This is a genomic window from Enterovibrio litoreus (assembly GCF_045679545.1).
GTDB lineage: Bacteria > Pseudomonadota > Gammaproteobacteria > Enterobacterales > Vibrionaceae > Enterovibrio.
Genome location: NZ_CP166194.1, coordinates 1586659 through 1609751, shown reverse-complemented (window position 1 = coordinate 1609751; position 23093 = coordinate 1586659). Strand labels below are relative to the sequence as shown.

Genomic DNA, 23093 nt, shown 5'->3' with positions numbered 1-23093 from the left:
CTAGGTGCTAGGTGCTAGGTGCTAGGTGCTAGGTGCTAGGTGCTAGATGCTAGATGCTAGGTGCGAGATAAAGATAGAGGGAAGCAGATGTGAAACGAGAAGCGCCACTGCGCCCTGCTTAAGGTACAGTTGTTTTTAGTAACCTGTCGCTTCCATAAAACCGACACCTGTCGAGGTGCCACTAATATTAATAGGCCCTTCCCAGTAGGGAAAAGCGAACGGCAGCCAGTTGTTGGCATTGACTGGTGATGTGGTTAAAAGCATCTCTTCGTCTGCAACCTGAATTTGCCATTCAGTGGGTAAATGGCGACCGGTGGGCATTTTTGTAAACGAGGTAGGCACCATGTTGATGTCAGCATGATCTAATGTACGCGAGCTGCCATCCGCTGCGGTCAACGAACCAAAACGATACGGCCCAAGATCACTTCTTACCTGAACCACCATCAATGAGCGGCCATCATCAAGCTGGAGTGAAAACCAATCCCACCCTCGCTGATCGTTGCTCAGCGCTTGCGTGCTCCACTCACGATCGACCCAACCTTTACCACTGACATTAATGACCTCGCCACTTATCGTCACAGTGCCCTCAATCGCCACTGCAGGTACGCTGAAATAGTATGAGGCAACCTCTTTTGTATTATGCTTTCGGCTATAACCTTGATCGCCTTGCAGAATTTCTTTTTGGCTCTGAACCATGTTCAGGTTGAAGCTGAAATCATCGTCTTGTGCGGTAAGTTCAGCGGGAAATGGTGCGACGCTTTTGCTTCGCCACTGCCAGTTGTCCAGCCAGACATTAAATGGCTTGTTTGTCACCCCAGCCTGACCGATACCACCGCGGGCAAATCGCTCAGCAGCGAACTTCTCCGTTTCAGTGGTGAGTACAGCATGCGCCATGAAAACATGCTTGTTATCCCAATTTTCACCTTGTTGAGCAGAGAGTGCGCTACGAAACAATGTCCATTGAACACCGTACTGGTTGCCTTGCTCATCACTAAGATTTGCAGTGACATACCACCATTCCTGGCGAAAATCGTCATGTAGGCCGTAATCTTCTGGGAATGAAAGAGGGTGTCCAGGCTCAACTGACGCAAATCCATCACTATCGCCCGCCACCAGAGCATCCACAGCCAAGCTGTTCGGCGCATCCCCCCTTAAAAGCACAGAGCCAAACAATGCGAGTGCACAGAGTAAAACCACCGAACTCCAGCCAATGATAGCCAGCATAAAAGGTTGGGGTTTGTCGTCGTTTCGCATTACTGTGAGTCCCTGAAAGAGAGAATGGCAGACCGTTTAATCAGTCTCCAAACTGGCCAACACCCTGCGACCAAGAGTGTTAGCAAGGCACCACCAAGTGTGGTCATGTAACTAAACGGGAAATAGGACACTGACATTGTCCAGCCAAAGGAGTACTTGAGAACAATGTTGATAAGGACTTCCGCAATAAGCAGCCCGAGAGGCAAAGCAAACAACGCCGAGAACAGGCCAATCAACATCAATTGACCGCCACCTAAGAACGCCAGTTCTCGACCTGAAATCCCCATATATCGCAAGAGCGAATATTGACGCTGTCGCGAGAGTTCTGTAGCGAGTGTGGAGAAGAAAAGACCACATATCGCGATGATCAACGTCAGAGTACACAAGGTGTCAGTGACAAGGAATGTCCGATCGAAAATACGCATGGCGCGCGCCAAAATATCGCGCTGATTACTTATCTGCGCTTCCTGCAACCCGAATTGGTTTCGCACGTGTTCGACCAATTGCGCTTCTTCCACCCCTTCTTTGAGTAATGCTGCAACGCCAACCCGACCTTCTCTCTGCATCCACGGCATGAGTGATGATCGGTTTGAAATCATCACCTGACTGTAGGGGTTGCCGTAATCGAAATAAATCCCTGCCACCTTCCATCCGTCACCAAATGGTGTGGGCAGGTTAATGCTATCGCCAGGATGAACATCAAATTTCATTGCTAGGGATTCACTCAACAAAATATTTTTACTTTGATGCAGGTGGGCCCAGTAATCCGGTATCGCCACCTTTAACGCCAGTGCTTCACGCTCTTCTTTACTGGTGCCGATGGAGTAGACTTCCACCACACCTTGGGCGGTATCAATTTCATGTCGCCATTGAACAATACTTTGCTCAACATCGTCTTGGACTTCGAGCCAATTGGACAACTGCTCCGCCACTTCTTTGTCAGGACGGATATAAATATCTGCCGCTAAACGTTGCTGTAGCCACCCTTCGGTTGTACTACGAAAACTGCCCACCATGGTTTCCATGCCAATATTGGTCGCGATGGCCATCATAAATGCCATAGCGGCAATACCCCGATACGTCAGGCTTGCTGACGCATCAGATAAGAACCAACGAAGTCGGGCAACCTTAATTTTTTCAGAAATAAACACGAAGGTTTTCCACATCAAGAATGGCAGCAGCAAACCACCACTGATGAGGATTAACGCAATAAGTGTGAAGCCTTGCGCCTGACTCTGAGGCGCACTGTAGACACCCAAAGCCACAACAATGAATACAGCCGCAACAATAGCCTGCCAACGAAACTCAGCATTGGAAAAACGCACCAAGGACATGCGTTTTGAAAGGCGTGCAGGCGGCGTGGTCAGTAATCGGTACAAGGGCCAACCCGAAGCCAAAACAAACCCACAAACACCGAGAAGGAAGCTATAGAAGCCCCATTCCCATTGCCAGTTCAACGTGAGGTCAACGTTCGCGCCGTAAAGATCGCTCAAGGTTGTTGCAACGGTTGGGATCAACTTCTGGGCAAGCAACAAGCCGGCAAAATTACCACTGATCAAACCCAGCATTAACCAAACCAGCATTTCCCCAGCAACAGCCCAAGCGAGTGATTTTCTGCCAACGCCCAGCTCACGCATGATACCGACCAAAGGCTGGCGCTGCGCCATCGACAAGGAAATCGCTTGATAGAAGATGAATAAGCCAACCACGAACGCCAACAAACCCATGGCGAATAAGTTTAGGTGGAACGCCCGCGTCAATGGGCCCAGTTCGGCGGTTTCTGTGCGAGAGAGCGTCATGGTTGGCGGCAAAAATTGTCGCAATTCATCACGTTTAGCTTTGTCCATTTCGCCGCAATAGATCAGCGAAAATCCCGAATGTTCTGAAAGCTGACGGATCACAGAGATATCGCCAAAAAGCCGCGTGCCTGCACCTATCTGGCCTCCGTCCATCAATTTCAGGGGGCCAATCTCTTTGCCTTCTTGCAAGACCAACTTCTGGCCTTCTGTCCAACCAAAATGATTCGCCAGTTCTGCACTGACCCATTGCGTACCAAACCCTTCGCTAAGTGGCAACGTGTTTGACGTCGACATTGGATTGGCCACATTGAAAGCGAACATGGCGATGGTATCCACGCCCATGAGCTGGATGTCTTGTCCGTCTTCGGTTGACGTACGATGGAAATCGACAGGCACACATTGGTTGAACCCTTCCCTTCGCATAGAGATATAAAGCGGTTCATCAATGCGCTTTCCACGCTCACGGTGATGCAACACATAAGGGAAAGGATTGGTAAAAAGGTTAGCGCCTTTTTTGTAGCTGGTCTGAGCATGCTGGTTGATTGACATCACACCCACCAATAGCGCGACACCTAAGGTGAGACCGAGCCATACCAATAAAACCTGAAACGGATGACGGCGATAATGCCCTATGAGCGCCTTAGCTACGGGTACGTACATTTAACACGCCCCCTTGCAGCGTGACACGATGCCCTAAATAATCTGCCACTTTTTCACTGTGGGTGACCACCAGTAAGGTGCAATCCAGTGTTTTTGTGAGTGTGGTAAGAAGGCGCATCACCGCATCTGCGTTACGCTCATCCAAGCTGCCCGTCGGTTCATCAGCCAGCAAGATTTTGGGTTCCATGTACAAGGCGCGGGCGATAGCAGCACGTTGCTGCTGTCCACCGGAGATTTCTTCTGGGTATCGTCCCAGCAAAGGCATTAGATCGAGTGCTGAAATGATTTGACGCCAAAGGCTGTCGTCTTCGTGCAAGCCTTTCAGTTGACGACAAAAGCGAATGTTATCCGCCACCGTCAAAGTAGGAAGGAGGTTATATTGCTGGAATACCATGCCAATGTAGTGGCGACGATAACGCGTACGCTCGCTCTCTGATAAAGAGTGAATAGCTGTTTCATCAATCCATACTTGGCCGGAATCAGGGTTGTCTAGGCCGCCAATCAGGTTAAGTAAGGTACTTTTCCCTGATCCACTTTCACCCATCAGCGCGACTTGATCGTTGTTCGCTAAAGACAACTCAGCGCCTTGCAAAACCGGATGGAACTCTCCCCCATCAAGATATCCTTTGCAAAGTCCAAAAAGCTCTAACATCTAAACCCCTAACAATGTCCATTTATCGACACACGGGAGAGACCCGCAAACGATTGGTCAAGCAATTTACCCCAATATCAATCGTCAAGAAAGTTATTTGAATCAAGTGCTCACTTTGACAAACAAACTCTCACTCGATCAGACCCATCTCATTCAACATTCTTTCAATGCCGCTCAATACCTACGGTCAGGTGCGAAACTTACGCCCTGTCTCGTATGCAAGGCAATTGAATGTTATGGTGATTTCTCTGACACTGTTCTGACAATACGGAGCGACAACGGCAATTCGTCACTTTTCGTCTTAACAAGAAGTACATCCACTCTTTCACAATAAGACTAGGGGTAGCATGCAAGCGGTCACTGGAAAAATTCTGGTTGTTGGTGCAACGGGGTACATTGGCCGCCATTTGGTATCGGCGTTGCTGACTAAACAACATACGGTTGTTGCAACAAGTCGCGATTTATCAAGTTTGAAAAGCCTTCCTTGGTCTGGACACCCAAGCGTCGAACTGCAACGAGTGGACCTTTATGATGGCGGCGATCTTTCAGCTGTATTAGCTGGCGTATCTACCGTGTTTTATTTGGTTCACGGCATGGCATCAGGCACCGATTTCTATCAGTACGAGTTAGACATGGCGCACCACATGTCACATGCGCTCAGTAAAAGTAACGTTGATCGAGTGGTATATCTCGGCGCCACCCAACCAGACAACGTTTCTTCCACACACCTTGCTGCTCGCAAGGCGACGGGCAACATTCTTAGAGATTCAGGCAAACAAGTGGTTGAGCTTCGTGCAGGGATCATTATTGGCTCTGGCTCTGCGGCATTTGAAGTGATGCGAGATATTGTGTCTCACCTTCCTATCATTACCGCCCCTGTCTCCATTCGTTCAGCGTCTTGCCCCATCGCGCTTGAGACCATGATTGGTTATCTGACGAAGCTGGTCTCTATCCCAATTGACGACTCTCCAACGTTTGATGCGCGAGGGCCTGAAACCATCAGCTATGAAGATCAAATGCGCAGATTCGCGCGCATCATTAATAAGCGCGTCGCGATCTTCAAAGTGCCTTTCTTAACGCCTCGCATCGCCACTCACTGGTTAAGCCTCGTCACCACGGTTCCCAAACCCATCGCCCAGTCATTAATACAAGGCTTAGAGTACGACTTGGTGCCAACTGGCGAGGACATATCTTCCATCATTCCGTCCCCTCAAATTAGCTTCGAACGCGCCGTCGAAGCCGCACTGGCTGAAGAGAGTGATGTGGTGAAAAATGATCTTTGGGGATTTGACCCTGACGCTGTTGCTCGCTGGCACAAAGGCTATGGTTATTACCCAAAACAAGCTGGCTTTAGTGTCGACACTGATGCATCTGCACACGCTTTATGGCAAAAAATCTGTCATGTAGGCGGCGATGAAGGCTATTTCTTTGGGGATGCCTTGTGGACACTGCGCGCTTACATGGATGCAGCAATTGGCGGTGATGCCCTCAAAAAACGACGCCCTGATGCTGAAACGCTAAAAACTGGCGACTACATTGACAGCTGGAAGGTCATCAAGTGCGAAGAGAATCGTCACTTATCACTGTTGTTTGGCATGAAAGCACCAGGGCTTGGCAGGTTGGAATTTACGATTGTCGAACAGGGTACACATCGAACTTTGGATATTCGTGCATGGTGGCACCCTGCGGGATTCAGCGGCTTGCTTTACTGGTTCGCCATGATGCCTGCCCACCTGTTTATCTTTCGCGGGATGGCGTTTGCACTGGCAAAAAAAAGCGGCGCAAAGGTAACAACACCTTTACGCCGCTAACTAATACTTCTCGTTTCTACAAGATTAAGGCTTTAAGCTTTCCGGCAGGACCACTAAACAATCAGCTTGGTTGCGAGGCCAGATCTTGTATTCGCCGTGATATTTAATGATCGATTTGTAATCGGTCACTTTCGTGGCAAGTAAACCTTTGGCCAAAAACGCCTCGATAAACCACGCTTCAGGGCCTCGGATATACAAACTCAAAGGCTTCACAAGCTCTCCCGCTTCGTTGAAGCTCTTTTCGAGCGCCGCGCTATTTGCCACGAAAGAATGCTGACCATCAGAAATTACCCGCATTTTCCGGCTAATTTCTTGATCGGTATGCACCATCCAATCATTGTTTTCCAGCTCAGTAAGCAAATCATCAAACTGACCAATCGTGACAACTGCATGCTCATCGCCGTCTGGAAATTGATGATGGTATACCGATGCAATATGCAACATTTGACCTTTAAGATTGGCGTGTTTGCCCATGCTGCGACCTTGTTGAACCCAACGGGTTAGGTCTTTCAGTACGATGTTGTCGAAACGCTGTTTCTTAATCGCCTGTGCCACCCAACGGCAAAGAAATGCATCTTCACTTACTGGGTTGTTTTGTAGTTTTCCTGCCGCTTTCGCGTCGTTGAGTTCGCTCAGTGCTGAATCCACAACGGATTTAATTTCTTTTATGTAACTCATGTTCTTATTTTTTGGCTAAACCCCAGTAAAACAGGGCGGATAGAATCGCACATGCAGCCATAGCACCTGTCATAGGCCATGCTGAATGCACAGGAATGGCCGCGACTATACCACCAACAACAGTGCCGATACCAAACCTCATTGTGCCTGCTAGCGAAGAAGCTGTGCCTGCCAATTCAGGATAAGCACTCAGCACACAGGCCATCGAGTTACTACCAACAATGGAAATCGTTCCAACAAAGAGCATGACCGGAATCACTGTGCCCCACAAACCGAGATGGAAAACCTGACCGACGATCAACGCAACACCAGCCGCTAACTGAATCATCAAACCGATTTTCAGCATATTCTCGCTACCCACTTTGCGGACAAACTTGCCGTTCAGCATGGTAAACAGAATCAAGCACACCACATTGAGCCCAAACAGGTAGCCGAAGTTTTGGGTGCTCACACCGTAGTAATCGATGTAAACAAAGGAACCCGCAGTTAAAAACGAGAACATGCCCGCGAACGAAAAGCCTGACGCGACGATATAGCCAACAGATTTCTTGGTACGAAGAATCTTGGCGTAGTTACGTAGCGTAGAACCAATACGTAACGGCGGACGGCGATCAAGCGCTAAGGTCTCTGGAATCATTGTCACCACCAGCACAATCACCAACGCAGCAAAACCTGCGAGTACCCAAAAGATAGAACGCCAACCAAACCAAACCGCCAGATAGCCGCCCATCATGGGCGCAGCAAGCGGTGCGACTGTCATCACCAAGGTAATGAATGACATGGTGCGTGCGAAATCTTCTTTATCGAACATGTCACGAACCAGCGCTTGAATCACCACGGCGGCAGCAGCGCCGCAGAAGCCTTGCGCCGCACGAATATAAGTCAAGGTTTCAATGTCAGTGGCATTTGCACTTACCACTGCGCCAATCAAGAACATGATAACGCCGACGATCAATACAGGACGACGACCATAACTGTCGGAGATTGGACCATGAATCAACTGCCCTAGCGCAAAACCTGCGGTATACGCAGCGAGAGTACGTTGAACAAGCCCCGGTGCGACACCTAGCTCTCTCGCGATATCAGGCATGGCGGGTAAATACATATCGATCGCTAACGGCGTCAAAGCAGCAATCGCGCCAAGGACGAGGATCAAAAGAAAAGTCAGCTGCTGAGTTGGCTGATGTACGGCTTTCGTTGTCATGTACGCCTTAGAAAAAAAGGTGAAGAAAAAGGAAGCACAGTCCAAAACTGTGTCTGGCTCACATAATAGCACTATCATTAATTCCCTTGAGGAAATAATGACTTTCTATTCAGACACAAACCAAATCACCACTAAACCACAGATATTTAAGTAGAAACATTCATCGTAACCATAAAATATCTCGCACTTCAGCTAAAAGACGTTAAGCGCTTATGCTTCGCTGTTCGGAAATGAGTATAAAAAAACGCTGCCAAACAAATGTCTGCAGCGTTTTATTCAACATTGACCTTTAATGTCGCCGTGTTCGTCTCGCTTTTCCGCACAACTAGCGGTGTATCACTTATTTTTTCGGTTGAAAAAGAGCAATTTCTTGCGGAGTTAGCTGTCGGTATTCACCCGGCGCAAGTGCTTCATCAAGCACTAATTCACCCACAGATTCACGATGAAGGCCAACCACTTTGTTTCCAACGGCAGCAAACATACGTTTCACCTGATGGTATTTACCTTCATGAATCGTCAGTAGCGCTTCTTTCTCGCTGACTTGCTCTAACTGAGCGGGTAGCGTATCTGTTTTTTCTCCACGAAGCAGAAGTCCTTCAGAGAACACATCTGCTGTTTCTTCCGAAATCGGATCGTCCAGCACAACACGATATACTTTGTCGCACTTGTGTTTCGGCGACGTCACGCGGTGTGACCATTGACCGTCATCTGTTAACAGCAACAATCCCGTCGTATCGCAATCTAGGCGGCCGGCAATATGCAGTTTGTCTGCACCGACTTCGTCCAACAAGATAAACACCGTTGGGTTATGCCCATCTTCATGAGAGCACACATAGCCTTCGGGCTTGTTCATCATGATGTAACGCGGGCCAGACAAACGCAGGGGCGCGCCATCAAATTCAACATCGGCGTCTTCTGCGATTTTCAATGCACCGCTCTTAACGATATCACCGCTAACTGTCACGCGTTTTTCTTTGAGTAGTCTTGTTGCTTGGGTACGAGTAACACCTACTGTTTCACAAAGAAATTTGTCTAGCCTGATCATAGTATTTTGTCCGTGATATTCTTGAAGGGCGCATTATAGGAAGTTAGCGTTAAAGGTACAGTGAAAAACGTTTTATCAATCTCATATTGATGCAATGCAATTGCACTCTTGCTGCGCCTGTCTATAACTAAGAGATGGCGAACTTAACAATTTCGTTACAGTCTAAACCCGTACCCTCCAATTTATGATTATAATCTCGCACTGGTTAACATGTTGATTAGGGAAGTATTTATGAACATTTCGCTGCAATCACCTTCCGTAGAGTCAATGCCTCGTCTCCTCGAGCTTTCAAAGCAACTTCATGATCACGAGGCGCTTTCTTTTGATGTGGAGCATGTGACATCTGCCTTCAATTTCTTGATTGCGCATCCCGCACACGGCGATGTCTTTTTGATCGTGCTAGACCAAGACGGCGACCAAGAGTTGATCGGCTTTGTCGTGCTTTGCTATAGCTTTAGTATTGAACTCGGCGGCCGTATCGCAGTGATCGACCAAATTTACTTGTCAAAGGATTGGCGGCGCCAAGGTGTGGGTTCTTATGTCCTGCCAAATATTGAGTCCCATGTGCAAGCGCGAGATTGTCATGCCGTGATCCTTGAAGTGAATATTGGCAACAGCGGCGCGCGGGAATTTTATGAGCAGTTCGACTACATGCCACGACGTCAGCACTGTTTGATGACCAAACGATTAGTTTGCTAGTCAATTAGCTCGCTAGCTAATCTTGATGCGCCTCGCTACACTGGGCGGCCTTAACAGACTGCCTTATTGATCGCATGTATACCCTTCGCCCTTACCAAGCTGATACGGTCAAAGCCGTTGTCCACTATTTCCGTCGTCACTCTACTCCTGCTGTTGTTGTCTTGCCGACTGGCGCAGGTAAAAGTTTGGTCATTGCCGAGCTCGCTAAACTTGCGCGAGGAAGAGTGCTGGTGTTGGCGCATGTAAAAGAGCTGGTAGAACAAAACCACGAGAAGTACGAAGGATACGGCCTTAAAGGCGGCATTTTTTCTGCTGGACTAGGCCGCAAAGAAAGCAGTGATAAAGTCGTGTTTGCCTCGGTGCAATCTGTTGTGCGAAATCTAGAGGCTTTCAAAGACCAGTTTTCTCTGCTCGTTATCGACGAATGTCACCGAGTGCCGGACAACGAAGACAGCAGTTACCGCAAAGTTATCTCTCATCTACAACAAGTTAATCCGGGTATTAAAGTGCTGGGGCTAACCGCAACACCCTATCGCCTTGGCATGGGGTGGATTTATCAGTTTCATACAGCAGGTCGCGTGCGGAGTGAAAAACCGCGCTTCTTTCATGATTGTATTTTTGAACTCCCGATCCGGTTCTTGCTCGATGAAGGCTTCCTCACTGAGGCCAAAGTGTTGGATGCGCCGGTGCTGAGTTATGACTTTTCGCAACTGAAAGCCTCTCAAACTGGTTTCTACAAAGAAGCAGACCTTGACCGTGTGATTGAAAACGCACCTCGTGCTACGCCACAAATCGTCGATCAGGTCATGGAATACGCCAAAGACCGTCACGGCGTGATGGTTTTTGCCGCCACGGTGAGGCACGCTCAGGAAATTTTGGGGCTACTGCCACCCGCTGATTCAGCTCTCGTCATTGGTGATACACCGCTGGATGAACGAGACAGCATCATCCAACGTTTTAAGAAACGAGAAATTAAATATCTGGTTAACGTGTCGGTACTCACCACGGGATTTGATGCGCCGCATGTTGATCTTATTGCGATTTTACGTCCCACCGAATCCGTTAGCTTGTATCAACAAATTGCTGGCCGCGGATTACGTCTTTCGCCAGGCAAGAAAGATTGCTTGATACTGGATTACGCTGGCAACGTTTACGATTTGTATCAACCAGAAATTGGCGACCCTAAACCTGACAGCGACAGTGAAATCGTGACCGTTCCCTGCCCTGCATGCGGTTTCAATAACAACTTCTGGGGCAAACTGGACGACAATGCTTTCCTGATGGAGCATTACGGACGTCGCTGTCAGGGCTTTTTTGAAGACGATGAAGGCGAACGAGAAATCTGCGGTTATCGTTTTCGCGCCAAGTATTGCAGCGAATGTGGCGCCGATAATGATATCGCCGCTCGTCGTTGCCATCAGTGCGATCATACGCTTGTCGATCCAGACAAAAAGCTGCGGGATGCCCTCAAGCTAAAAGATGCCATGATCATGGCCTGTGCCGACATGCGCTTAGAAGCAGGAAAAAACAAATTCGACAAGCCACAACTTAAAGTCACCTTTGTGGGTCACGACGGCGCCGAAATACATGAAGTCTGGCCGCTTTCGACTAAACGACAAAAAGAGGATTTCCTCGCGAAGTTTATCAATCCGCATTTGGTTGACCGACATCGTCCATTTACCGACACTGCTCCCTCTAAGGTGGTTAGAGCGGAACATCGCTTGCGGCTACCAGACTTCGTGGTGGCAAGAAAGAACGGCCGCTTCTGGGCGATCCGCGATAAGATTTTCGATCTCGACCAGTTTGCATCTCAGCAAGAAGTTAGCGACATCATCAATAGCGCGGCTTGATAATACCAAGCGATTAAAGTGAGCTAAAACGTTGGCAATTGATTGCCATAAATGCATAACGCGCAGTATTCGCTCACTGAGCCACTAAATAACGTGTAACACCCTAGTTTCGCTTGTGATCCCACTATCTGGGTGGTAGTATCCGCGCTCGATTTACTTGGTATCTAGATTGGTCGCATTCTGGGTACTTATTTTCAACTCTCTATATTTAAAGAGTATTTATTATGAAATTTAATGCAGTAGTACGTACTGAGCAGGGTAAGGGTGCGAGCCGCCGCCTGCGTTTGACTGACAACTTCCCAGCTGTAGTTTACGGTGGCGAAGCAGCGCCAGTTGCAATCTCTCTAGAGCACTCTAAAGTGATTACTCAAATGGACAAGCCTGAGTTCTACGAAGCGATTACTCTAGTAATCGACGGCGCAGAAGTTAAAGTTAAGCCACAAGACATCCAACGTCACCCGTTCAAGCCTAAAGTCATGCACATGGACTTCATCCGCATCTAATTGCGTTTGAGCTTGAAGGATCTTCACTTCACGAAGAAGTGAATGAGACGAAGAAAGCGCCGATTATCGGCGCTTTTTTGTATCTGTCGTTTTACGTTTGCTGTGCGTGGCTCGTCATATTGGCCAAGCTGACTTTTCTTTTCTCTTTTTTCTATTCTTTATTCTTCTTGCACTTCGTGTTTAGTGCTTAGTTTTTAGTGTTTAGTGTTTAGTGCTTAGTTTTCAGCTCTTCGTTTTAGTCATCATCACCAAACAGTGATTGCTGCGGGTTAATCTCTTCAACCGCTTGTATGGCATCTTTTGCCAATCTCGCCTTAACAATACGCAGACGTTGCTTGCACAAGCGCACAACATTGCGTCGCTGTTCACTGTTAAAGTCATTCCAATGGAAACGCTCATCCCTGCTGCGGAAGCAACCTTTGCAATACCCTTTGTTGTTCACCTGACAAACACCAATACAAGGGCTGGGCACTGTAAAAAAATCAAGTTGCTCCAACGTTGCACCTCTTAGCATTAAGTTATTCTTTTTCATTCAAGCGAGTTTCTGAGCGAAAAGCAAACTTGTTGAAATGGTAAAGCATGCCCCCTATCTTCACCTAACTGCCATTAGCTATCACGGTTGCATAATAGGTGAATTCACCTACTGATGTGAAATATCATTGCGTTTAGTGGTCTAAATTTGTTACTTTTACCACATAACCTTTTGGGTTATCGCCATGATTTGGAATAAATGGCGAAAAGAAACGCGTTTTAAAGGAGTAGTTATGTCGTTTTTTGTACCATCTTCAGAGTCCCAAGATCACGCAGAATCTATCTATACTGCAATCGCAAAGCATATTGACGCACCGATCAACGACACACGTATCGCTGGCCTAACATGGGACCATGAAGGTCAAGAAGTGGTTGCTAAGGTCGGGCAGGCATTACCGGCTTGTTTTGGTTCAGACGATGAAGTTGTCCTCGCCATTTTTGATTGTGGTGATGTATTTAAAGTTTGCACGCCAAACCGTGGCGCGGTCTGTTTCGACCCAGTAGTCGCATTGCGTTCTAATGTTGCTAACGTTGATCTCTTCTAGCACGAACGAATTTCCCACTAAAAATGCCGGGTATGTGACCCGGCATTTTTGTGTCTGCACAACGCTTAGAACAAACCCAGTTGAGGCATCGACAAGGCATCAAAACTCTTGCCAACAAACGGTAAAATTCCATCAGCAATCGGTTTTAGCTGTTTATCGACATAATGTTGATAATCAAATTGGCTATCTTGCGCTTCTCGTGGCTCAGGGCCATTGAGTGTGATGACATATTCAATCCAACCACCGTGTTGATATTGTAACGACCGCCCCAACTTTTGATTCACAGCGTCAGCCTTTCGCGCGGCTTTCACGTGCGGCGGCACATTTTTCTCGTAGTCAGACAATTTTCGACGCAGCCTTTTCCGGTAGATCAATTTATCGTTATTGTGACCGCGTAACGTATCTTCAACCGTTGTACGTACATAGTCATCAATGTCTTCACCATCAAAAACCCGTTGATACAAGGTCTGCTGAAATTCTTGCGCCAAAGGTGTCCAATCCGTTCTTACCGTCTCTAGGCCTTTATAAACAATATGACGCTCGCCTTGTTTGTCGACCAAGCCCGCATAGCGTTTTTTACTGCCCGTATCCTGCCCGCGAATGGTTGGCATCAAAAACTTCTGATAATGGGTTTCGTACTCAATTTCTAGCGCTGAGGGGATATCGTACTCATCCAGCAGATGTTGATCCCACCACTGGTTGATGTGCGTCACCAGCGCTTTCCCGACTTCGTCGGCTTCTTGGTTACTGTATTGGCGCCCCAAAGACACAAAGGTCGAATCCGTATCGCCATAGATCACGTCATAGCCTTTGGCTTCAATCAAATCACGCGTCAACTTCATGATCTCGTGGCCGCGCATCGTGATTGACGAGGCTAAACGATGATCGAAAAAGCGACATCCCGATGACCCCAAGACACCATAAAATGAGTTCATGATGATTTTAATCGCCTGCGAAAACGCTTTTTCGCCTTGGCGTTTGGCTTCGTCACGCGCTTTCCAGAGATTCTCAATCATGGCAGGAAGAAAGTGCTTTTCGCGATGGAAAACGCCACCACGAAAGCCCGGCACAGTCAGGCTCAAATCGTCCTGTTTTAGGCCCTCAATCAAACCGAGTGGGTCAATCAAAAACGTGCGGATAATCGACGGATACAACGATTTAAAATCGAGCACCAACACGGAATCATACAAACCGGGTTTACTGTCCATGACATAGCCACCAGGGCTGGCAATCCAGTTTTCGCTGGTCAGTGTGGGGGCGACATAGCCCGCTCGGTGCAAGCGCGGCATATACAGGTTGGTAAACGCCGCCACCGAGCCGCCAATACGATCAAGCTCAATGCCCGTTAAGCGAGTGCGTTGGATCAGAAATTCCAATAAATGAGTATCAGCAAAAATGCGATTAACCAGCACACAGTCTTGCAGGTTGTATTTCGCCAATGCGGGCTTATCGTCTCTAAACATCCGATTGATCGAATCCATACGATCATAGGGATTATCAATCGCTTTCCCTTCGCCAAACATGTTGCGTGAAACGGATTCTAGCGACCAAGAACGAAAACTGTATGTCGCCGTTTTCAAACCATCAATGCCGTCAATCACCACCCTTCCCGGCAAGGTAATAAAGCCTTGTCGACTGTTATTCGAATCACGCCAATGGGCTTTTTCTGCCCCTCGTCCAAGGCGAAGATCAATGTTATTGAACGCTGCGCGCTTTATCAGCAAACGAAAGTCGAAATCAACTACACTCCACCCTACGACCACATCGGGATCAAAGCGGACGAACCACGCATTGAGCGCTTTTAGCAGTTCAAGTTCGTTGTCGACCCATTCAATCCAAGGCATCCCTGCTGCATCATCCGGTGTTGGTCCTACCATGATGACGCGGCTATCCATCTCTCCGTCTAAACCGATAGAATACAAAACACCTTTTTCAGAGCATTCAATATCCAACGAGACGCGAGACAAAGTGGTGGAGTAATCAGACGCTTTGGTTTTCACGTTACGGTATTCAACAAAACCTTTTTTCTGCTTCGCCGTGCCGGTGAAGGTCAAACCACCGCAAATGAATCGCTCCATCAAATAGCGATCCGTCAATCGCACATCGGCTTCATAAGGGTCTAACCCTTCGGCTTGCAACAATCGACTCGCCCGTGTTGCGCCAGAAATGGTCGTGAAATAGAAACCGGTCATCTCTCGATGTGAAAAATCACACAGCGTCAACGCTTTGCTGTGAAAAGGAACTCCCGCCTCTGTCAAAGTTCGTTGCGCTGCGGACACCAGCTCATTAGCAACAAAGAAAACTGGCTTTTCGCCTGTTATCACCAATTTCGCGGGGCCAGCATTTGTCTGCACCCAAAAAACAAGTTCGGTGACCTCGCCGATATCTCGGCCATGGCGACTGATGATGAATCCTTCTTGATATTGCAAGGCGGCCTCAGAGGTTAAGTTAACACTGGCAGTATACCCAAACTCGGGCATAGGTCGTTAGGCCTGCTTTCGCAGACAAAGCGTTGCCGAGGCCACATTCTTAGCCGCTCACCCTTCCTTTCAGCCCTCAATTGCTAGACTGATTAACACAATCAAGGAGGATTTATGAATAGTCGCGTCTCTCACATCGTGGTCGTTGATGATGAACATGACGTTAGGGCAGTGCTTACCGACGCACTTCGCCAAATAGGTTACACCGTCACTCCGGCGTCAACAGGAAAAGAAATGTACGAGGCAGGCGATGTCGACCTTGCGGTCATTGACCTACGCTTGAACAACGAAGACGGTCTCCAGTTGGCGCGCCAGCTAAGAGCAAGCAGCGACGTGCCGATCATGATGCTGACAGGCAAAGGCGACGAAACAGATCGAATTATCGGTCTCGAAGTGGCTGCTGATGACTATATGATGAAACCGTTTAACCTTCGCGAATTCACGGCACGTATCAACGCACTTTTAAGGCGAAGCCAAAGCGGCAGCGCAACACGATTGCCCGTTGAAACGAACGAAACGGTATACCAATTTGGCGACTGGACCTTGTATTTGTCTCGACGTTTGCTCCAACACGCCAACGGACACACCCCTGAACTGACTTATGGCGAATTTTCGTTGCTAGAAGCCTTTATCTCTTCGCCTCAGCGCGTCCTTACACGGGAGCATTTGATGGAACGAACACATGGTTATGACTCTGATTCGCTCGACCGCACCATCGACGTGCTAGTGGTGAGGCTTCGTCGAAAAATTGAATCGAATCCGCGCATTCCAACACTGATCAAAACTGCGCGAGGGCTGGGGTATTGCTTTGATGCGACCGTCAGCAAACTCGTTCAACAAGCGCACTGAGTACGCTCGTGCGCAGGAACAGTATACGCCCCCATTTGATGCTAACACTTTCTGTGCTGCTCGCGCTGACTACGCTAATGGCGGGATTTTCGCTGTTTACGCTTTGGCAAAACCAGTACCTGCTCGACAAAATCACACAAACTACTCTCTCTGACACCCAGACCGCATTGAACCTTTCCCAAGGCGTCGCCCAGATTGCAGCTTTAGCGCCTTATACCGCAGCATCCGCAAGGCCGCATCAAATTCAAAACGAAAAGAAGCAACTTCAAGCGAGAGCAACTGCGTTAAGCGAAGATGCACACAAGCTCACAAGCCCAGCTTACGCTGAAGAGTTAAGTCTGCGTGTTAGTGAAGTCGAAACCACGCTACAAAAACTGATGTCGAATGTTGAGCGAGAATTGTTTATTCGTGAGGATCTCATGGCGCAACAATTTGCCCTGGACGCGCTCGATAACTACGTATTTGGCGTGCCTTTTATCCAAGCGTTTTCCCAAGATCCCACCCACATATCTCAAGGCTGGATAGATCAAATCACGGTATTACTCAGTGACGACACACGCTCGAATGCGCGCATAGCCCAAGAAGTCATGCCCGTTCTGGCTTCGTTAACCCGAAGTAGCACGCAGATAAAGGTTTTGAGGGCTGAAAATGCCTTCTTGCTTGCATCCATCCGCGCGCAATCCGATCGCATGACCGACTATGTGCGCGAAATCGTGGCCATGCACCAACAAGAAGTTACAGAACAGCAACGCCTTGCTAAATCAGCCATCAACAAGGTCATGGTGCTGATGGCCCTCATCCTGCTTTCTTTGGTCGCGGGCGTGTTCTATCTCTACCGGTTCAACGACAAGATGGCCAAAGATCTGCTGAGCGTGACTGATGAGATGATCAATCTCGCTCAAGGCAACACCAAGCAATCGCCGATCAAACTCAAACGACAAGATGAGATTGGAAAACTGGCGACCGCATTCTCAGCGTTTCAACGCAATGCCATTGAAAAAGAACGTGCGACACAGGATCTTTACCAACAAAATGTGCTGTTAGAAACCATTTTCCATGAAATGCAGGATGGCCTCAGTGCATTTGATGCTGACAACCGTTTACTCGCATGGAACACAAAATATGCTTCCATGCTCGGGATTGATGAAGCGCAGCTCACGCTTGGTATGACCATAGAAGATGTGCAGCACAAGCTGTCACCTCGCCTTCAAACTTCTTCCGAGCATGCACAACAAAACGATTCCTACGCCCAACAGAGACATCGTCATCCATTACTGTTTGAAAGGCAGTTCAAAGACGGACGGATTATCGAATATCGCAGCCAACCCATTCCCTCAGGTGGCTTTATCACCCTTTATCGAGACCTGACAGAAAAGCGTCAGACAGATCTCGCACTTAAGCAAGCCCAAAAAATGGACACACTGGGGCAATTGACTGGCGGGATCGCACACGATTTCAATAACCTTCTCTCAGCATTAAGCGGAAATCTTGAATTGCTCGATATGTCCAACAAACTCGATGATACAAGCAGAACCTATTTAACACGTGCGCTTTCCGTCACTGAAAAAGGTAGCCAGTTAATCGAACGTCTTCTTGCTTTTAGCCGAACCCAACCCCTTCACCCCGAGCTTGTGAACGTTGAGCAAACCTTGGATGAGCTATCCGATTTGATGGAATATTCATTAGACGGGTCAAGTCGATTACTCCTGCACAAATCACAACAAGAAGTGCTGATCTTCGCGGATAAAAGTGGGCTTGAAAACGCGCTGATGAACCTACTTTTAAATGCCAATGCGGCTATGACACACGCAGGTAATGTCACCGTTACAACACGAAAATGCTCCCTGTTGCGAGACAAAAAGGACGCCATCTTGATTGAAGTGGAAGACACAGGTGTTGGCATTCACCCTGATAACATAAACAAAGTCATGGAACCCTTTTTCTCAACCAAAGAAAAAGGCAAAGGCAGTGGCTTGGGTTTGAGCATGGTGTATGGGTTTGTGGAGCAATCCAAGGGCGAAATTGTGATTGACTCAACACTGGGCAAAGGTACCGCTATCAGCATGATCCTTCCCTGTTATGCGTCAGAACCCGCGGCCACTGATGCAACCCCTTTTACAGTACAAACGAGTGCGACGGTAACCGCCACCAGCCCATTACAAGACCTTAATCTGGACGGTGTCTCCATTTTGTTAGTCGATGACGACAACGATGTCGCGTTACCGATCAAACAGATCCTTGAAGCGCAGCGTGCCGTTGTGACGCTTGCAACTTCCGCCAAAGAAGCCGTCAAAATCAGTGACGCGACAAAACCCGACTATGTCATTAGCGATATCAATCTCGGTGACAAAGAAACCGGCGTCTGGCTCAAAAACACGCTAAAAATTATCCAACCCAACATTCCGGTGATCTTGATGTCTGGCTTGCCCAAAGAACAGCTTAGCCAGCAGTTTGAGTATGACTCAGAATGGGATTTGATCACAAAACCCGTCACTCGCAGCACCCTGTCAACGGCGCTACTTCGCGTAATATCAATCCGTTAGCGCGATTGTTTCAATTGTGAATGAAATAACTCTGTATTTGAAACCAACCATTCGTTTTAGTTTGTCAGCCTGTAGAAGACAATTCACAAGGAGATTCGCTATGAATTCGCTTTTACGGAAATCGCTTTTAAAGAAATCACTGTTGGCCGCCATGATCGCTTCACTCCCTATGGCTCAAGCAACCGCAGAAGAAGTGCTAATTGGTTTGATAACGAAAACTAACACCAACCCATTCTTCGTGAAAATGAAGGAAGGCGCACAAGAAAAAGCCACAGAACTCGGGGCAAAAGTAAGCTCATTTGCCGGCCGATTTGATGGCGATACGGATTCGCAAGTTCAGGCCATTGAAAACCTTGTTGCGGCGGGCGCAAAAGGCATATTAATCACGCCGAGTGACCCGCAAGCGCTCGCGCCTTCCGTTCAACGCGCGAGAGATGCTGGCGTATTGGTCATTGCATTAGATACGCCTTTCACTCCACCTAATGTGGCTGATGCGACCTTTGCCACGGACAATTTCAAAGCCGGTGAATTGATTGGTGAATGGGCAAGAGCGCAAATGGGTGATGACGCCAAAAATGCCAAGATTGCACTGCTTGATTTGAGCACCGCCAATATCTCTGTCGATGTCGCTCGTAATCAAGGCTTCCTGACGGGTTTCGGCATCGACACGAAAAACCCAAATATCAATCGCGATGAAGATGACCCTCGCATCGTGGGTAACGACGTAACACAAGGCTCCGAAGAAGGTGGCCGTCGCGCCATGGAAAACTTGCTGCAAAAAGATCCAAGCATCAACCTTGTTTATACCATCAACGAACCGGCCGCGGCGGGCGCATATGAAGCGTTAAAAGCACTAGGCCGACAAGATGACGTGATGATTGTATCGGTTGATGGCGGCTGCCCCGGTGTCGAAAATGTGGAAGCAGGCGTGATCGGCGCAACCTCCATGCAGTTCCCTTTGCAGATGGCCGCGCTGGGCGTTGAAGCCGTGGTTGAGTACGCGAAATCTGGCGTCAAACCAGGCGCAACGCCGGGTAAAGCTTTCTTCGATACTGGCGTTGAATTGATCACAGACGAGCCCGCTATTGGCGTAGCTTCATCCACCTCGAAACAAGGCAAAACTAAGTGCTGGGGCTAACCCCATAAAAATGTCAGAGAGAGTGCGCTCTCTCTGACTTTCTTGCGAGCACGGACGCACTCAGGAGCGCGTAAATGTCATCACCACAAAATTCCTCACCTAGCGGCAACAGACTCGCGGGTGATCAGCTTTCGAACGAAACCTTTAGTCTCGTTCAGCGCATTCAGCTTTATCTTCACAATCACCCGACTGCAGTCCCTTGTCTGGTGCTCATTCTTGCGGTGGCTTTCTTTTCCACCTTGGTGGGCGATAGGTTTTTTCACCCGTTTAACCTGTCATTAGTGCTTCAGCAAGTCACCATTATTGGCGTGATTGGTATTGCCCAAACGCTGATTATTTTAACGGCAGGCATTGACCTTTCTGTCGGCGCTATTATGGTGCTGACTTCTGTTGTCATGGGGCGATTTGCCATCGATTTTGGACTGCCCGCCCCCGTTGCGCTCTTTGCTGGGCTGCTTGTGGGTGCGCTGGCTGGATTAATAAACGGCTTGTTGGTGGCAAAAGTCAAACTCCCCCCTTTCATTGCGACCTTGGGTACCTGGAACATCTTTTTTGCCCTCAATTTGTGGTATTCCAATAGCCAAACCATTCGCTCCCAGGTCATCGATCAGCAAGCGCCGTTGCTGCAATGGCTTGGTAATACCATCGAGGTGTTTGGCGCTCGTATCGCTTACAGTTCCCTGTTTATGTTCTTGCTGTTCATTGTATTTTGGTATGCACTCAATTGGACGGCTTGGGGACGCCATGTTTACGCCACGGGCGATGATCCTGACGCTGCGCGTCTGGCGGGTATTCGAACTAAGCGGATTCTCTTGTCGGTGTATATCACTGCGGGTGTCGTTTGTGCGCTAGCAGCGTGGGTATTGATTGGCCGCATAGGTTCGGTAAGCCCACAAGCCGGTTATACCGCCAATCTGGATTCCATTACTGCGGTAGTAATAGGCGGAACCAGCCTGTTCGGTGGGCGGGGTTCCATTTTCGGCACGCTTATCGGCGCCTTGATTGTCGGGATATTTAGAAACGGTCTCGCTCTTTTGGGTGTAGACGTGTTGTGGCAAGAATTCACGGTTGGCGTATTGATCATTGTTGCTGTCAGTATTGACCAATGGCTGCGGAGGGTGTCTTCATGAGTGAGTCGAATCAAATACCCGTTCTACAAGCCCGAGGTTTAGTTAAACGCTATGGACGCGTGACTGCCCTGAACGGTGCAGACTTCGATTTGATGCCGGGTGAAATCCTCGCCGTTATCGGAGACAACGGCGCGGGTAAATCGAGCTTAATAAAAGCACTTTCCGGTGCGTTGATCCCCGATGCAGGTGAAATCACCCTTGATGGGAAACGCGTGAACTTCACCAACCCGATGCAAGCACGAGAAGCCGGCATTGAAACTGTGTATCAAAACCTGGCTGTCGCCCCGGCCCTTAACATTGCGGACAATATGTTTCTGGGTAGAGAAATCCGGCACAGCGATTGGCGCGGGAAATGGTTTCGCATGCTGGATAAAAAAGCGATGCGAGAAAAAGCAAAAGAGAAGCTCACCGAGCTGGGCTTGATGACCATTCAAGATATTACACAAGCGGTTGAAACCCTCTCTGGTGGTCAACGCCAAGGGGTGGCTGTCGCCCGCTCTGCATTGTTTGGCTCTAAAGTTGTCATCATGGATGAACCCACAGCAGCACTTGGTGTGAAAGAGTCTCGAAAAGTTCTCGATTTGATCCTTGAAGTGAGAAACCGAGGCATGCCTGTGGTTTTGATCAGCCACAACATGCCCCATGTTTTTGAAGTGGCCGATCGTGTCCATATTCACCGATTGGGTCAACGGGTTGATATTATTTCGCCCAAAACTCACAGCATGTCAGATGCGGTAGCCATCATGACCGGCGCGATGGAGCCTGGCAGCTCGGAACCAGCATAATCACCAATATGAAGCCACTGATCGCGCTGACATTCTGCCTCGCTTATCTGATTCCATCTTGGTCTCAGGCAGCGGTGACGGCCGGTGTCAGCGTGTCTGATCTCACTAACCCATACTTTGTCACCATGGTACGAAGCCTTCGCGATGAACTTCAAAAAACCTTTGGCGATGATGTTCGCTTGCTTGTGCGATCCAGTGCCTACGATCACCCTCGTCAAGTGAGACAGCTTGACGAATTTGTCGCTGAAAACGTCAATCTCATTTTTCTCGTCGCGTCCGACGAACACAAAATTGGCCCCACGGTAAAACGTATTGTCGATCAAGGAACGCCCATTTTTGCTATTGACGTACGTGCTAAAGGAGCGACCGCCACCATTACGACGGACAACGTGCAAGCTGGCTATGTTGCATGCAACCATCTGGCAGAATCACTGCACGGGAAAGGGCATGTACTTATCATTAATGGGCCGCAAGTTTCGTCCGTCATTGAACGCGTAAACGGTTGCAAGCAAGCGTTGGAAAGTTTCCCAAAGATCCTTGTTATCAGTGACACACTAAACGGAACCGCAAGCATTGAAGGTGGACTGGAGAATATGGCATATGCACTACAAGCCTTTTCAACTATTGATGGCGTGTTTGCAATTAACGATCCCACCGCACTTGGTGCGGAGCAGGCTATCGCGCAGGCCAATTCTAACGCTTTGATCATGTCGGTAGATGGTAGCCCTGCCGCTCGACAAGCATTGCTTCAACAACGAAAAGGATGGCTGGGAACAGCCACTCAGTTTCCAGATGTTATGAGCCATGAAGCCGTAAAAACCGCAGAAGAATGGTTAAACAACAATCAAATAAGTCACACGGAAGTGTTAATACCGACAAAGTTAATGAGTGCTGAAAATGCGCAATTTTTCCGCGAATGGTAAAGAGGATGACGGTA

The 23093-nt window shown here is 48.5% G+C and carries 19 protein-coding genes; 11 read left to right on the top strand and 8 right to left on the bottom strand.

The window, feature by feature from the left end; all coding sequences use genetic code 11:
- Positions 1-135 precede the first annotated feature (135 nt).
- The 3 genes from AB8599_RS07080 to AB8599_RS07070 are packed head-to-tail and all read right to left on the bottom strand — an operon-like array spanning position 136 to position 4365.
- On the bottom strand, positions 136-1254 hold the full coding sequence (locus AB8599_RS07080) for a lipocalin-like domain-containing protein (protein WP_407333039.1): 1119 nt from the start codon (positions 1252-1254) through the stop codon (positions 136-138).
- On the bottom strand, positions 1254-3713 hold the full coding sequence (locus AB8599_RS07075; RefSeq protein ID WP_407333038.1) for an ABC transporter permease: 2460 nt from the start codon (positions 3711-3713) through the stop codon (positions 1254-1256). The genes AB8599_RS07080 and AB8599_RS07075 overlap by 1 nt, the downstream gene beginning before the upstream one ends.
- Complete coding sequence (locus tag AB8599_RS07070) at positions 3694-4365, bottom strand: ABC transporter ATP-binding protein (protein ID WP_407333037.1); 672 nt, start codon at positions 4363-4365, stop codon at positions 3694-3696. Before AB8599_RS07070 ends, AB8599_RS07075 begins: the two co-directional genes overlap by 20 nt.
- 347 nt (positions 4366-4712) lie before the next feature.
- Between AB8599_RS07070 and AB8599_RS07065 the strand changes: the two genes are divergently transcribed.
- On the top strand, positions 4713-6176 hold the full coding sequence (locus AB8599_RS07065; RefSeq protein ID WP_407333036.1) for a DUF2867 domain-containing protein: 1464 nt from the start codon (positions 4713-4715) through the stop codon (positions 6174-6176).
- A 24-nt stretch (positions 6177-6200) separates the two neighbouring features.
- Here the strand turns inward: AB8599_RS07065 and AB8599_RS07060 are convergent, their stop codons facing one another.
- The 3 genes from AB8599_RS07060 to rsuA form a co-directional block, all read right to left on the bottom strand.
- The gene (locus AB8599_RS07060) at positions 6201-6854 is read right to left on the bottom strand and encodes a DUF2913 family protein (protein ID WP_407333035.1); all 654 of its coding nucleotides are present in this window, start codon (positions 6852-6854) and stop codon (positions 6201-6203) included.
- A gap of 4 nt (positions 6855-6858) precedes the next feature.
- A complete protein-coding gene (locus tag AB8599_RS07055) occupies positions 6859-8058 on the bottom strand; it encodes a Bcr/CflA family multidrug efflux MFS transporter (protein WP_407333034.1) in 1200 nt (399 codons plus the stop codon).
- 340 nt (positions 8059-8398) lie between these two features.
- Entirely contained in the window at positions 8399-9103 is a 705-nt protein-coding gene (gene rsuA / locus AB8599_RS07050) for a 16S rRNA pseudouridine(516) synthase RsuA (protein WP_407333033.1), read from the bottom strand.
- 231 nt (positions 9104-9334) lie between these two features.
- Between rsuA and AB8599_RS07045 the strand changes: the two genes are divergently transcribed.
- The 3 genes from AB8599_RS07045 (at position 9335) to rplY (ending at position 12155) form a co-directional block, all read left to right on the top strand.
- Positions 9335-9802: a GNAT family N-acetyltransferase gene (locus AB8599_RS07045; RefSeq protein ID WP_407333032.1), complete on the top strand. Its 468-nt coding sequence runs from the start codon at positions 9335-9337 to the stop codon at positions 9800-9802.
- A 74-nt stretch (positions 9803-9876) separates the two neighbouring features.
- Positions 9877-11652, top strand: coding sequence for a DEAD/DEAH box helicase (locus tag AB8599_RS07040; protein ID WP_407333031.1), 1776 nt, complete (start codon positions 9877-9879; stop codon positions 11650-11652).
- Between the two features lie 224 nt (positions 11653-11876).
- The gene (gene rplY, locus AB8599_RS07035) at positions 11877-12155 is read left to right on the top strand and encodes a 50S ribosomal protein L25 (protein ID WP_407333030.1); all 279 of its coding nucleotides are present in this window, start codon (positions 11877-11879) and stop codon (positions 12153-12155) included.
- A 235-nt stretch (positions 12156-12390) separates the two neighbouring features.
- On the opposite strand, the gene AB8599_RS07030 is transcribed toward rplY, so the two are convergent.
- A complete protein-coding gene (locus AB8599_RS07030) occupies positions 12391-12651 on the bottom strand; it encodes a DUF1289 domain-containing protein (RefSeq protein WP_407333193.1) in 261 nt (86 codons plus the stop codon).
- 268 nt (positions 12652-12919) lie between these two features.
- Between AB8599_RS07030 and AB8599_RS07025 the strand changes: the two genes are divergently transcribed.
- Entirely contained in the window at positions 12920-13231 is a 312-nt protein-coding gene (locus tag AB8599_RS07025) for a hypothetical protein (RefSeq protein WP_407333029.1), read from the top strand.
- A gap of 65 nt (positions 13232-13296) precedes the next feature.
- On the opposite strand, the gene AB8599_RS07020 is transcribed toward AB8599_RS07025, so the two are convergent.
- Positions 13297-15711 (bottom strand): DNA polymerase II, encoded by a 2415-nt coding sequence (locus tag AB8599_RS07020; RefSeq protein ID WP_407333028.1) that lies wholly within the window; start codon positions 15709-15711, stop codon positions 13297-13299.
- Positions 15712-15825: 114 nt separating this feature from the next.
- Here AB8599_RS07020 and AB8599_RS07015 point away from each other — a divergent pair, with 114 nt between their 5' ends.
- The 6 genes from AB8599_RS07015 to AB8599_RS06990 all read left to right on the top strand — a co-directional run bounded on the left by AB8599_RS07015 (position 15826) and on the right by AB8599_RS06990 (position 23079).
- Entirely contained in the window at positions 15826-16560 is a 735-nt protein-coding gene (locus AB8599_RS07015) for a response regulator (RefSeq protein WP_407333027.1), read from the top strand.
- Between the two features lie 8 nt (positions 16561-16568).
- The gene (locus AB8599_RS07010; protein WP_407333026.1) at positions 16569-19103 is read left to right on the top strand and encodes a PAS-domain containing protein; all 2535 of its coding nucleotides are present in this window, start codon (positions 16569-16571) and stop codon (positions 19101-19103) included.
- Positions 19104-19203: 100 nt separating this feature from the next.
- A complete protein-coding gene (locus tag AB8599_RS07005) occupies positions 19204-20241 on the top strand; it encodes a sugar ABC transporter substrate-binding protein (RefSeq protein WP_407333025.1) in 1038 nt (345 codons plus the stop codon).
- A 74-nt stretch (positions 20242-20315) separates the two neighbouring features.
- Positions 20316-21371 (top strand): ABC transporter permease, encoded by a 1056-nt coding sequence (locus AB8599_RS07000; RefSeq protein ID WP_407333024.1) that lies wholly within the window; start codon positions 20316-20318, stop codon positions 21369-21371.
- Entirely contained in the window at positions 21368-22156 is a 789-nt protein-coding gene (locus AB8599_RS06995; RefSeq protein WP_407333023.1) for an ATP-binding cassette domain-containing protein, read from the top strand. The genes AB8599_RS07000 and AB8599_RS06995 overlap by 4 nt, the downstream gene beginning before the upstream one ends.
- An 8-nt stretch (positions 22157-22164) precedes the next feature.
- Positions 22165-23079, top strand: coding sequence for a substrate-binding domain-containing protein (locus AB8599_RS06990; RefSeq protein ID WP_407333022.1), 915 nt, complete (start codon positions 22165-22167; stop codon positions 23077-23079).
- Positions 23080-23093: the final 14 nt, after the last annotated feature.